This window comes from Pseudolabrys sp. FHR47, assembly GCF_005153485.1.
Taxonomy (GTDB): Bacteria; Pseudomonadota; Alphaproteobacteria; order Rhizobiales; family Xanthobacteraceae; genus Pseudolabrys.
In genome coordinates this window covers 641,896-654,324 of record NZ_CP039740.1, presented here as the reverse complement: position 1 = coordinate 654,324, position 12,429 = coordinate 641,896, and the positions used below count along the sequence as shown (strand labels likewise).

Genomic DNA, 12,429 nt, shown 5'->3' with positions numbered 1-12,429 from the left:
TTGGACTTCACTCTCGTCGCTTCGGAACTGTTGAGCGCCACAGTGCGCTGGCTGCACGTCGTCGCCGGCATCGCCTGGATCGGCTCGTCGTTCTATTTCATCCACCTCGACCTCAGCCTGAAGAAGCGCGAGGGCCTGCCCGACGGGGTCAAGGGCGACGCCTGGCAGATCCATGGCGGCGGCTTCTACCAGATGATCAAGTTTCTGGTGGCGCCCAAGAACATGCCGGACGAACTGACCTGGTTCAAATGGGAAGCCTATGCGACCTGGCTGTCCGGATTCGCGCTGCTGGTGCTGGTCTATTACATGCAGGCCGATCTGTTCCTGATCGACAAGTCGGTGCTGAACATGAGCGCGCCGATGGCGGCGGCGATCGCCTTCTTCAGCCTGGTCGCAAGCTGGCTGGTCTATGAGGCGCTGTGCCGCTCGCCGCTCGGCAAACACGAGGTGGCGCTGGCTTTGGTGGGCTATGTCTATCTGGTCGCGCTGACTTACGGCTTCACCCATGTTTTCAGCGGCCGTGGCGCCTTCACCCAGATTGGCGCGCTGATCGGCACCATCATGGTCGCCAATGTGTTCGCGGTGATCATGCCGAACCAGCGCAAGACCGTCGCGGCGCTGATCGCCGGCGAGAAGCCGAATCCGGTGTGGGGCGAGCTCGGCAAGCAGCGTTCGGTGCACAACAACTACCTGACGCTGCCGGTCGTGTTCCTGATGCTCAGCAATCATTACCCGCTGCTGTTCGCGACCAGGAACAACTGGATCATCGTCGCGATCGTGCTGGTGATCGGCCCGGTGATCCGTCATTTCTACAATGCGCGGCACGAAGGCAAGCCCTCGCCATGGTGGACCTGGTTCGTCGCCGCTTTCGCCATGATGGTGGTGCTGTGGCTGTCGACCAACGGTCCCAAGGACGGCAAGACCGGCGCCTTGCCGGAGACGCCGAAATTCGCGGCCGTCAATGAAATTGTGATGTCCCGCTGCAGCATGTGCCACACCGCCGAGCCGGTCTGGACCGGCATTGGCGAGGCGCCGAAGGCGATCCACCTCGACACGGCCGAGGCGATCCGGCTGCATGCCAAGCTGATCGCGCTGCAAGCCGGCTTTGCCAGCGCCATGCCGCCGGGCAACGTGACCGAAATGACGCCGGAAGAGCGGCAGGTCATTGCGGCGTGGTATGCGGCCGGAGCGCCGGGGGAGTGATGGTTGACTTCACCTCTCCCATAGGGAGAGGTCGGCGCGCGAAGCGTGCCGGGTGAGGGGTTACAAACTCTCGAGAGTCACTTACCCCCCTCACCCCAACCCTCTCCCCATCCAAAGTCGGATAAATCCGACTTTGGTGACTTTTTGGTGCACAACTCGGGTAAACCCGAGTTGTGTGGGGAGAGGGAGCAGTCTGAGTTCGCGGCAACGGCAGCATCATACGATGACCCAATTCACGCTCGACCAACTGAACGCAATGCCCCCCGCCGACTTCACCGCGGCCCTGGCGGACATCTACGAACATTCGCCCTGGGTGGCCGAAGCCGCGGCCAAGCAGCGCCCGTTCGCGACGCTTGCCGCGTTGCACGACGCGATGATCGCCGCAGTCAAAGCCGCGCCGGCCGAGGCGCGCATGAAGCTGATCACCGCGCATCCCGATCTCGCCGGCAAGGCGGCGCGCGCCGGCGCGCTGACGCCGGATTCGACAAGCGAACAGACGAGCGCCGGCCTCGACCGTTTGAGCGAAGCCGACTACACGCGCTTCCATGCGCTCAACGATGCCTACAAGGCCAAATTCGGCATTCCTTTCATCGTCTGCGTGCGGCGGCACACGAAGGATTCGATCCTTTCCGAATTCGAACGCCGCCTCGCCCAGGGCGACGCCGCTGAGACCGACACCGCGCTCGGCGAAATTTTCCGGATCGGGGCCTTGCGCCTCGACCAGCGCGTCGCCGCGTCGGACAAACTGCCCGTCGCAGGTCGCCTCTCCACCCATGTGCTCGACACGCATAGCGGCCGGCCGGCCGAGGGTGTCGCAGTCGAACTATGGGAATTGTCGCGCGACGGCGCCGAGCGGCTCGTCGTCAGGACGGCGACCAACAAGGACGGCCGCACCGACACGCCGCTGATCGGTGGCCGGCCGGTGCCGAAAGGCGTCTACGAACTGCGCTTCTCCATCGGCGCCTATTTCCGAACCCGCGGCGTGCCGCTATCCGACCCGCCGTTCCTTGACGTGGTGCCGATCCGCTTCGGCGTCGCCGAGCCGGAAGGCCACTATCATGTGCCGATCTCGACCTCGCCCTGGGCCTACGGGACCTACCGCGGCAGTTGACCGCAAATGCCCAAACGGCAGGCCGGAATGCCGCAATTGCCGCGTGGATAGGCAGGGACTGGCGACAATTGATCCCTTCTACTGCCGCCGGAATTGGCACAATATTGGCTTGTCACTTTTCTAGACGCCGCACGGGGGACTTCGCGGCGTCACCGGTCAAGAGTAACGGGACAACCTTCCATATGTCGGATCAGGGGCCGGTCAGTTCTTCCGCGCGCGCGCCGCTGCTCCAGGCCATCGGCATTACCAAGCGTTACGGCACCTTCCTCGCCAACGACAACGTTTCCATCGACCTCTATCCGGGCGAGATCCACGCGCTGCTTGGCGAGAACGGCGCCGGCAAGTCGACGCTCGTCAAGACCATGTACGGCCTGATCCAGCCGAGCGCGGGCGAACTGCGCTGGCTGGGCGAGAAGATCGAACTGACCGGGCCTTCCGACGCGCGCTCGCGCGGCATCGCCATGGTGTTCCAGCATTTCTCGCTGTTCGATAACCTGACCGTTGCCGAAAACGTCGCGCTCGGCCTCGACGGCTCGGAAAGTTTCGCCGCGATGTCGGCGCGTTTGGCGCAGGTGTCGCGCGATTATGGCCTGCCGCTCGATCCCAAGCGCGAAGTGTGGCGGCTGTCGGTCGGCGAGCGTCAGCGTATCGAGATCGTGCGCGCGCTGATGCAGAATCCGAAGTTGCTCATTCTCGACGAGCCGACCGCGGTGCTGACGCCGCAGGAGGCCGACCAGCTTTTCATCGTGCTCGACCGCCTCAAGGCCGAGGGCAAGGCGCTGCTCTACATCTCGCACAAGTTAGACGAGGTGAAGCGGCTCTGCGACACCGCCACCATCCTGCGCGGCGGCAAGAAAGTCGCGACCTGCAACCCGCGGAGCGAGACCGCCGCCTCGATGGCGCGCATGATGGTCGGCGCCGAGATCGGCGAAGTCCGCGCGACGACGGCGCGGGCCACCACGGTGCCGCGTCTCCTGATCCGCGACCTGTCGATGGTGCCGGACGATCCGCACGGCACTTATCTGCGCAACATTTCGCTCGAAGTCTTCGGCGGCGAGATTCTCGGAATTGCCGGTGTTGCCGGCAACGGCCAGGATGAGCTGTTTGCAGCGCTGTCCGGCGAGCGCCTCGCGCCGCATGAGGATAATGTCATCATCGACGGCCATGCCGCCGGCAACCTGTCGGTCACGCAGCGTCGCAAGCTGGGCGCTGCCTTCGTGCCCGAAGAACGCCTCGGCCACGGCACCGCGCCGCGTATGAAGCTGTCGGAAAATGCGCTGCTCACCGGCCATGCCGCCAGCCACATGGTCCATCACGGCTTCATAGACCGGCCGGCAACGCTGAAAACGGTCGACGACACCACCAAGACATTCGACGTGCGCAAGGCCAAGCGCGACCCGGAAGCCGCGAGCCTGTCCGGCGGCAATCTGCAGAAATTCATTGTCGGCCGCGAAATCCTGCGCGAGCCAGGCGTGCTGGTAGTGAGCCAGCCGACCTGGGGCGTCGATGCCGGCGCCGCCGCCGTGATCCGCCAGGCGCTCATCGACCTGTCGAGCCGCGGCAGCGCCGTGCTGGTGATCAGCCAGGACCTCGACGAACTCGCCGAGATATCCGACCGCATCGCGGTGATGTTCCACGGCACCCTATCGGAACCGATCGCCGCGGCGCACGCGACCCGCGAAAAGCTCGGCTTGCTGATGGGCGGCGCCTCGCCCGGCGAGGCTGCAAGCGTGCAAGAAAACCTAAAAGAGGCTTCTCATGCAGTTGGTGCTTGAGAAACGCGCCGAGCGTTCGGCCTTCATCGCCCTCGCCTCGCCACTGCTCGCCATCGCGCTGACTTTGGTGACCATGTCGATCTTCTTCCTGATCCTGGGGAAAAACCCGGTCACCGCGCTCTATGTCTATTTCATCGAGCCGCTGACCGATTCCTACACGCTGATGGAAATCGCAGTGAAGGCCTCACCGCTCGTGATGATCGCGATCGGCCTGTCGCTCTGCTATCTCGCCAATGTCTGGAATATTGGCGCCGAGGGCCAGTTCCTGATCGGCGCCGTGACCGGCTCATGGCTTGCCGTCGTCACCAATGGCACCGACGCCGGGCCGTGGGTGATTTTCGCCATGCTGGCAATGGGCGCGCTCGGCGGTGCGCTGTGGGCCATGATCCCGGCGCTTTGCAAGGTGCGCTTCGGCGCCAACGAAATCCTCACCTCGCTGATGCTGGTCTATGTCGCCGACCTGATCCTCGACTATCTTGTGCGCGGCCCGTGGCGCGACCCGAAGGGCATGAACTTTCCGACCACCGCCTCTTTCGATCCAGTCGCCACCGTGCCGGTGATCATGGACGGCGGGCGACTGCATGCTGGTGTCATTCTCACCGTGCTGGTGGTCATCGCCGCGGCTATCATGCTCGGCCGCAGCATCAAGGGCTTCGAGATCCGCGTCGTCGGCGCCGCGCCGCGCGCGGCACGCTTCGCCGGCTTCTCCTCCGAGAAGCTGGTGATCTTCACCTTCGCCGTATCCGGCGCCCTGGCTGGTCTTGCCGGCATCATCGAGGTCGCCGGTCCCGTCGGCGTGCTCCAGCCCGGCATCTCGCCCGGCTACGGTTTCACCGCGATCATCGTCGCTTTCCTCGGACGCCTCAATCCGATCGGCATTCTGATCGCGGGGCTGTTCCTGGCTCTCACTTTCATCGGCGGCGAAGGTGCGCAGATATCGATGAAGGTGCCGCTCGACCTGACCAAGGTGTTTCAGGGCATGCTGCTGTTCTACGTGCTCGCCTGCGACAGCCTGATCCTCTACCGCATCCGCCTTGTGGCGGCGAAACCGAAAGCTGCGTGAGCGCACCCATGGGTCTCGTCGAAGCCATCATCCTCTCGATCATCGCGGCCTCGACGCCGCTCCTGCTCGCGGCCGCCGGTGAGCTGGTCGTCGAACGCTCCGGCGTGCTCAATCTCGGCGTCGAAGGCATGATGATCATGGGTGCGGCCTGCGGCTTCGCCGGCGCTTACCTCACCGGCTCGACCTTCGTCGGCGCGCTGTTCGGCATCGCCGCCGGCATGGCGCTGTCCTTCATCTTCGCAGTGTTGACGCTCGGCCTCGCGGTCAACCAGGTGGCGGCGGGACTGGCGCTGACCATCCTCGGCGTCGGCCTGTCGGGTCTGATCGGTGCCGGCTTCGTCGGCGAGAAGATCGTGCCGGCGCCGCAGCTTTATCTGCCGGTGCTGACGAGCATTCCGCTGATCGGCCGCATCCTGTTCGGGCAGGACGGCTTCGTTTACTTCTCCATCGCGCTCGTCGTCGGCATCTGGTGGTTCCTGTATCGCACGCGCGGCGGCCTGATCCTGCGCGCGGTCGGCGACAGTCACACCTCGGCGCATGCGCTCGGCTATCCGGTGCTGAAAATCCGCCTGCTCGCCGTGCTGTTCGGCGGCGGCTGCGCCGGATTGGCCGGCGCCTTCCTGCCGCTCGCCTATACGCCTTTCTTCATTCCGGGCATGACCGCCGGCCGCGGCTGGATCGCGCTGGCGCTGGTCGTGTTCTCGTCATGGCTGCCGGGGCGGCTGGTCGCCGGCGCTTATCTGTTCGGCGCAGTGACAATCCTGCAACTGCATGCGCAAGCTTTCGGACTCGGCATTCCGTCGCAACTGATGACAGCGCTGCCTTATCTCGCCACCGTTATCGTTCTCGTCATCATCTCTCGCGCGCAGGGCGGCGCCGGGTCGGTGGCGCCCGCTTCGCTCGGCACGGTTTTTGTGCCCGACCGCTGACTTTTTCTGACGTCAATCTAACCGGAGCTGGACCATGAAAAGACTTCTGATGACCGCCGCGGCCGCGGCCCTGACGCTGGCCGCAACCGCCTTCAGCGCGACTGCCGCCGACAAGATTAAGGTCGGCTTCATCTATCTCGGCCCGGTCGGCGATCTCGGCTGGACCTACATGCATGAAGTCGGCCGCCAGATGATGGTGAAGGAGCTCGGCGACAAGGTCGAGACCACCTATCTCGAGAACGTCAACGAAGGCCCGGACTCGGAGCGCTCGATCGTGCAGCTCGCCCGCACCGGCCACAACCTGATCTTCACGACCTCGTTCGGCTATATGGACCCGACGCTGAAGGTCGCCAAGCAGTTCCCGAAGATCAAGTTCGAGCATGCCACCGGCTTCAAGAATGCGCCGAACATGGGCACCTATTCGGGCCGCTTCTATGAAGGCCGCTACATTCAGGGCGTGATCGCCGGCAAGATGTCGAAGACCGGCACGCTCGGCTACATCGCCTCGTTCCCGATTCCGGAAGTCATCTCCGGCATCAACGCCACCATCCTCGGCGCGCAGACCGTCAACCCCAACATCAAGCTCAAGATCATCTGGGTGAACACCTGGTTCGATCCCGGCAAGGAAGCCGACGCCGCCAAGGCGCTGGCCGACCAGGGCGTCGACGTGATCATGCAGCACACGGATAGTCCGGCCGCCATGCAGGTCGCGGCACAGCGCGGCATCTACGCCTTCGGTCAGGACTCGGACATGATCAAGTTCGGCCCGAAGACCCAGCTCACCGCCATCATCAACAACTGGGGCCCCTATTACGTGAAGCAGGCGAAAGCCGCACTCGCCGGCACCTGGAAGGCGGAAGACACCTGGGATGGGCTGAAGGAAAAGATGGTGCTGATGGCGCCCTACACCAACATGCCTGACGACGTGAAGAAGCTCGCCGAAGACACCGAGAAAGCGATCGTCGCCGGCACGCTGCATCCCTTCAAGTGCCCGGTGCTCGGCCAGGACGGCAAAGCCGTTGAGTGCAAGAACGGCAAGAACCTCGAGCCCGGCCAGATCCTCGGCATGAACTTCTATGTGAAGGGCATCGACGACAAGATCCCGGGCAAGTGACACGACAGCGAGGGAGGCTCCGCGCCTCCCTCGCATTTTCTTATGACGTCACCCCTGCACCATCTTCGCCGCGGCCTGATGGCGGCGCATGAGACCGGTGACATCGAGGCCGGGAATGGCGCCGTCGATCACCGTCCAGTTGCCGTTGATCATGACGCGGTCGGCACGATGCGCGCCGCACAGCACCAGCGCCGCGAGCGGATCGCCATATCCGGAAAAGCGCAACTCATCGAGCTTGTAGAACGCCAGATCGGCCCGCTTGCCGACCGCGATTTCGCCCAGTTCAGGACGGCCGACACAGGCCGCCGAACCCTTGGTCGCCCAGCGCAGCGCATCCTTGTGGCTGACCTTGGTGACGCCGTAGCGCCCGCGCTGCAAAAGAAACGCGGCGCGCACTTCCTGCATCAGATTGGATTCATCGTTCGAGGCCGAGCCATCAACGCCGAGGCCAACGGCGACACCGGCGCTTTCCAGTTCGCACACTGGGCAATGACCCGAGGCGAGCGTTTGGTTCGAGCAGGCACAATGGCTGATCGACACCTTGCCTTTGGCAAGACGCGGCATCTCCGATTTGTCGAAATGCACGCCATGCGCCAGCCACGTGCGGTGATTGAGCCAGCCGCAATCCTCCAGATAATCGAGCGGCCGGCAATTATAGAGCTGCTGGCAGAAGGCATTCTCATCCTCGGTTTCCGCGAGATGGGTGTGCAGGCGCACGTCGAGCCGGTCGGCCAGTTCGGCCGTTTTCTTCATCAGCGACGTCGTCACCGAGAACGGCGAACACGGCGCCAGCGCCACTTGCGTCATCGCTGCTTCCCCGCGCTGATGGAAGCGCGCGACCACACGCTCCGAGTCGGCGAGGATGGTGTCCTCGTCCTGCACCACCGAGTCGGGCGGCAGGCCGCCGTCACGCTCCGACAGGTTCATCGAGCCGCGGGTCAGCAGCACGCGGATTCCCAGACGTTTTGCCGCGGCAACTTCGATATCGACGCCGTCTTCCAGCCCCTTCGGGAAGACATAATGATGGTCGGTGGTCGTGGTGCAGCCCGACAGCATCAATTCGGCCATCGCCACCGTCACGGCAGCGTCAAGAGCTTGCGGTGTCATCCTGGCCCAGATCGGATACAGCGCCTTGAGCCAGGGAAACAGTTCGCGATCGAGCGCGGCCGGCACGGCGCGCGTCAGCGTCTGGTAGAAATGATGATGGGTGTTGATCAGCCCCGGAATGATGACATGGTCGCGCGCCTCGAACGCCTTGGCGCCCGGCGTCGCCGGCTCGCGGCTCTTCGCGACCAGCTCGACAATGGCGCCGTCCTTGACGACGACGCCACGTTCGGCGCCTTCGGCGAGAATAGCCAGCGGGTCCTTGATCCAGATCGGGTCGGTCATGCGAAATTCCCTTTGGGCGCAGCTTACCGTGCCTTGCAAGGAAGGGACCAGCGTTCTTCCTTTCTTCACCTCTCCCATAGGGAGAGGTCGACGCGCGATAGCGCGTCGGGTGAGGGGTTACAAACTACCAGGCTTACTTACCCCTCACCCCAACCCTCTCCCCAATGGGGAGAGGGAGCGCGCCGAGTTCGCGGATGCTCAGAGCTACAGCATGGACCTGAACACCATCAACGCCATCGAGCGGCCGACGTCGCGCGATATGCTACCCACCTGGCGCGCGGGCGATGCGTATCTCGCCGGCGGCACATGGCTGTTTTCCGAGCCGCAGAACAAGCTCACGCGGCTCATCGACCTATCGACGCTAGGATGGGAACCACTGCAGGCAAACGACAAGGGCCTCGAGATTGCGGCAACCTGCACCATCGCGCAGCTCGACACCTTCAGCGCGCCGCCCGCGTGGATCGCTTCGCCGCTGATCGGCCAATGCTGCCGCGCCTTTCTCGCTTCGTTCAAGATATGGAACGTCGCCACCGTCGGCGGCAATATCTGCATGTCGCTGCCGGCCGGGCCGATGATCTCGCTCACGACCGCGCTCGATGGTGAATTGCTGCTGTGGGCGCCGGGCAGCGGCCAGCGGCGCATGCGCGTTGCCGACTTTGTCAAAGGTCCTGTCAGTAATGAGTTGAGGCCGGGTGAGATTGCGCGTGCCATTCACCTGCCGCTCGCCGCGCTGACGCGGCGCACGGCTTTCCGGCAGGTATCGCTGACCAATATCGGCCGCTCCGGCGCGCTGATCATCGGCACGCTCGATCAAAAGGGCGCGTTCGTGCTGACCGTCACCGCCTCGACGCCGAAGCCGTATCAGTTCCGCTTCGACGCCCTGCCCGGCGGCAATGAACTCACCGCACGTATCGACAGCGGCATCGCCGGCAACTGGTTCGACGACATCCACGGCCTCCCCGCATGGCGGCGCGACATGACTCTGCATTTCGCCCGCGAAATCCTCGCCGAACTCGGCGGAGGCGCGCGATGACCTTCCGCATCAACGGCAACGCGTTCGTCGACCAGCCCGCGCCGGGCCAGTGCCTGCGCACCTTCCTGCGCCAGCTCGGCCATTTCGGAGTCAAGAAGGGCTGCGATGCCGGCGACTGCGGCGCCTGCACCGTCTATCTCGACGGCGAGCCGGTGCATTCCTGCCTCGTGCCGGCCTTCCGCGCCGAAGGCCATGAGGTGACGACCATTGAGGGGCTGGCGAAAGGCAACGAACTGCACCCGATGCAGCAGGCTTTCCTCGATGCGCAGGGCTTTCAGTGCGGCTTCTGTACCGCGGGCATGATCATGACCGCGGCCGCGCTCAATCAGGAACAGAAGGCCGATCTCGGCCGCGCGCTCAAGGGCAACCTGTGCCGCTGCACCGGTTACCGCGCCATTGAGGATGCCATCGCCGGCCGGCACGACACCGCCGAATCGAAAGCCGGCTGCGGCGTCGGCCATAACGTGCCGGCGCCGGCGGGCCCCGATGTCGTCACCGGCAAGGCGCGGTTCACGCTCGATGTCGCGATCGATGGCCTGCATCACATCAAACTTTTGCGCTCGCCGCATGCCCATGCGCGCATCCGGGGTTTCGATAAAAGCGCGGCGCTGGCCGTGCCCGGTGTCGTCGCCGTTCTGACGCATGAGGACGCACCGGCGACCTTGTTCTCCACCGCGCGCCACGAAGTGCGCGAGATCGATCCTGATGACACCCGCGTGCTCGACAATGTCGCCCGTTTCATCGGCCAGCGTATCGCCGCTGTGGTCGCCGTCAGCGAAGCAGCCGCCGAGGAAGGCTGCCGCAGGCTCAAAGTTGATTACGAAGTCCTGCCCGCCGTGTTCGATCCCGAGGCAGCCATCAAGCCCGGCGTGCCGCGTCTGCACGACAAGGGCCCGGAATCGCGCATCAAGGATGCCTCGCGCAATCTCGCCGCCGAGGCGCAAGGCGACCGGGTCGGTGATATCGCACAAGGCTTCGCCGAGGCCGATGTCATCCATGAAGGCACGTATTTCGTGCCGCGCGTGCAGCACGCGCATCTTGAAACGCTGTGCGCCATCGCCTGGGTCGACGAGACCGGCCGGCTCAATGTGCGCTCGTCGACACAGGTGCCGTTCCTGACGCGCGACGAACTGGCGCGCGTCTTCGGCCTGCCGCAGGACAAAGTGCGTGTATTCTGCGAGCGCGTCGGCGGCGGCTTCGGCGCCAAGCAGGAAATGCTGACCGAGGACATTGTCGCCCTGGCGGCGCTGAAGACCGGCAAGCCCGTGAAGCTCGAGTTCACCCGCGAGGAACAGTTCACCGGCGCCACCACACGCCATCCGATGAAGGTGAGCGTCAAGATCGGCGCGAAGCGCGACGGCACGCTGACCGCCATGCAGATGCACGTCGTGTCTAACACCGGCGCCTATGGCAATCACAGCCTGCCGGTGCTGGAGCATGCCTGTTCGGAATCGATCAGCATCTACCGCTGCCCGAACAAGAAGGTCGACGGCTTTGCCGCCTATACCAACACCATGCCGGCAGGTGCCTTTCGCGGTTACGGCCTGCCGCAGACCGGCTTCGCCGTGGAATCCGCGATCGACGAAGTCGCGCGCATGATCGGCATGGACGCCATCGAGTTCCGCCGTCGCAACGTGGTGCGCAAGGGCGACGACATGATCGGCCTGCACAAATCACCGGACGACGTGATCTATGGCAGCTACGGCCTCGACCAGTGCCTCGACCTCGCTCAGGCGGCCATGATGCGCGGCGACGGCGACGAGCCTCCCGCCGGCTGGGCGGTGGGTGAAGGCTATGCCCTGACCATGATCGACACCGTGCCGCCGGGCGGGCATTACTCCGACACGCACATCTGGTTAGAGGCTGACGGCTCATTCGGCATGACCATCGGCACCGCCGAGTTCGGCAACGGCACCACGACCGTGCACCGGCAGGTCGCGGCCACCGCGCTGAACGCAAAGCCGACCAATATTCGTTTCAAACAATCCGACACCGATCACGGCGGCCACGACACCGGCGCCTATGGCTCGACCGGCACCGTGATCGCCGGCCGCGCCACGCAGCATGCGGCGGAAGCGATGCGCGACGTCCTGCTGGCCTTCGCCGCGAAGCAATCGGGCGTCGGACCTGAGTTTTGCAAGCTCGTCGACGGCGCTGTCGACTGCGGCGGCCAATCCGTGCCGCTTTCCGATTTGTACAAGACGGCGCAGGCGCAAGCTGTCGACCTGAAGGCCCACGGCACCGCCAACGGCATCCCGCGTTCGGTAGCATTCAATGTGCAGGGCTTCCGCGTCGCGGTTAACGAAGTCAGCGGCGAGGTGAAAATTTTGAAGAGTGTGCAGGCCGCCGATGCCGGCACCGTCATCAACCCGATGCAGTGCCGCGCCCAGGTCGAGGGCGGCGTGGCGCAGGCGCTGGGGGCAGCGCTGTTCGAGGAAGTCGTGATCGACGATGAGGGCCGCGTCACAAATCCGTCGTTCCGGCATTATCGCATCCCGGCTTTTGCCGACATTCCGCGCACCGAAGTGCTGTTCGCCAAGACTTCGGACGAACTCGGACCCTACGGCGCCAAGTCGATGAGCGAGAGCCCGTACAATCCGGTCGCCGCGGCGCTGGCGAACGCCATCCGCGACGCCACCGGCGTGCGGTTTTATCGCCTGCCGCTCAAACCGGATCGCATTCACGCGGGGCTGAAGGCGAAGGGGCCGTAGCCCGGATGAAGCGCAGCGAAATCCGGGAACACCGCCCCGCATTGCGCTTCACTCCATGCGGGTTACAGGCCGTCGCCAGTTCGTAACCAAACTCCGCTAAA

Annotated in this window: 9 protein-coding genes; 8 read left to right on the top strand and 1 reads right to left on the bottom strand. The window is 64.5% G+C overall.

Annotated elements, in window-relative coordinates:
* The 6 genes from E8Q40_RS03265 to E8Q40_RS03240 all read left to right on the top strand — a co-directional run bounded on the left by E8Q40_RS03265 (window position 1) and on the right by E8Q40_RS03240 (window position 7,195).
* Complete coding sequence (locus E8Q40_RS03265; RefSeq protein ID WP_137043039.1) at window positions 1-1,203, top strand: urate hydroxylase PuuD; 1,203 nt, start codon at window positions 1-3, stop codon at window positions 1,201-1,203.
* Window positions 1,204-1,426: 223 nt separating this feature from the next.
* Window positions 1,427-2,314 (top strand): 2-oxo-4-hydroxy-4-carboxy-5-ureidoimidazoline decarboxylase, encoded by an 888-nt coding sequence (gene uraD / locus E8Q40_RS03260; protein ID WP_137043038.1) that lies wholly within the window; start codon window positions 1,427-1,429, stop codon window positions 2,312-2,314.
* A 182-nt stretch (window positions 2,315-2,496) separates the two neighbouring features.
* Entirely contained in the window at window positions 2,497-4,089 is a 1,593-nt protein-coding gene (locus E8Q40_RS03255; RefSeq protein WP_137043037.1) for an ABC transporter ATP-binding protein, read from the top strand.
* Window positions 4,073-5,152: an ABC transporter permease gene (locus E8Q40_RS03250; protein ID WP_137043036.1), complete on the top strand. Its 1,080-nt coding sequence runs from the start codon at window positions 4,073-4,075 to the stop codon at window positions 5,150-5,152. Before E8Q40_RS03255 ends, E8Q40_RS03250 begins: the two co-directional genes overlap by 17 nt.
* 8 nt (window positions 5,153-5,160) lie before the next feature.
* Window positions 5,161-6,081, top strand: a complete 921-nt coding sequence (locus E8Q40_RS03245; RefSeq protein ID WP_137043035.1) for an ABC transporter permease — start codon at window positions 5,161-5,163, stop codon at window positions 6,079-6,081.
* Between the two features lie 34 nt (window positions 6,082-6,115).
* Window positions 6,116-7,195, top strand: a complete 1,080-nt coding sequence (locus tag E8Q40_RS03240) for a BMP family ABC transporter substrate-binding protein (RefSeq protein ID WP_137043034.1) — start codon at window positions 6,116-6,118, stop codon at window positions 7,193-7,195.
* A gap of 48 nt (window positions 7,196-7,243) precedes the next feature.
* Here the strand turns inward: E8Q40_RS03240 and E8Q40_RS03235 are convergent, their stop codons facing one another.
* Window positions 7,244-8,584: an 8-oxoguanine deaminase gene (locus E8Q40_RS03235; protein ID WP_137043033.1), complete on the bottom strand. Its 1,341-nt coding sequence runs from the start codon at window positions 8,582-8,584 to the stop codon at window positions 7,244-7,246.
* A 211-nt stretch (window positions 8,585-8,795) separates the two neighbouring features.
* Between E8Q40_RS03235 and E8Q40_RS03230 the strand changes: the two genes are divergently transcribed.
* Both E8Q40_RS03230 and E8Q40_RS03225 read left to right on the top strand, forming a co-directional pair.
* Complete coding sequence (locus E8Q40_RS03230) at window positions 8,796-9,617, top strand: FAD binding domain-containing protein (protein WP_137043032.1); 822 nt, start codon at window positions 8,796-8,798, stop codon at window positions 9,615-9,617.
* Complete coding sequence (locus E8Q40_RS03225) at window positions 9,614-12,328, top strand: molybdopterin cofactor-binding domain-containing protein (RefSeq protein WP_137043031.1); 2,715 nt, start codon at window positions 9,614-9,616, stop codon at window positions 12,326-12,328. Before E8Q40_RS03230 ends, E8Q40_RS03225 begins: the two co-directional genes overlap by 4 nt.
* Window positions 12,329-12,429: the final 101 nt, after the last annotated feature.

Coding starts and splice junctions, on each gene's coding strand:
- uraD (WP_137043038.1), top strand. CDS start 1,427: ATGACCCAATTCACGCTCGACCAACTGAACGCAATGCCCCCCGCCGAC.
- E8Q40_RS03255 (WP_137043037.1), top strand. CDS start 2,497: ATGTCGGATCAGGGGCCGGTCAGTTCTTCCGCGCGCGCGCCGCTGCTC.
- E8Q40_RS03250 (WP_137043036.1), top strand. CDS start 4,073: ATGCAGTTGGTGCTTGAGAAACGCGCCGAGCGTTCGGCCTTCATCGCC.
- E8Q40_RS03245 (WP_137043035.1), top strand. CDS start 5,161: ATGGGTCTCGTCGAAGCCATCATCCTCTCGATCATCGCGGCCTCGACG.
- E8Q40_RS03240 (WP_137043034.1), top strand. CDS start 6,116: ATGAAAAGACTTCTGATGACCGCCGCGGCCGCGGCCCTGACGCTGGCC.
- E8Q40_RS03235 (WP_137043033.1), bottom strand. CDS start 8,584: ATGACCGACCCGATCTGGATCAAGGACCCGCTGGCTATTCTCGCCGAA.
- E8Q40_RS03230 (WP_137043032.1), top strand. CDS start 8,796: ATGGACCTGAACACCATCAACGCCATCGAGCGGCCGACGTCGCGCGAT.
- E8Q40_RS03225 (WP_137043031.1), top strand. CDS start 9,614: ATGACCTTCCGCATCAACGGCAACGCGTTCGTCGACCAGCCCGCGCCG.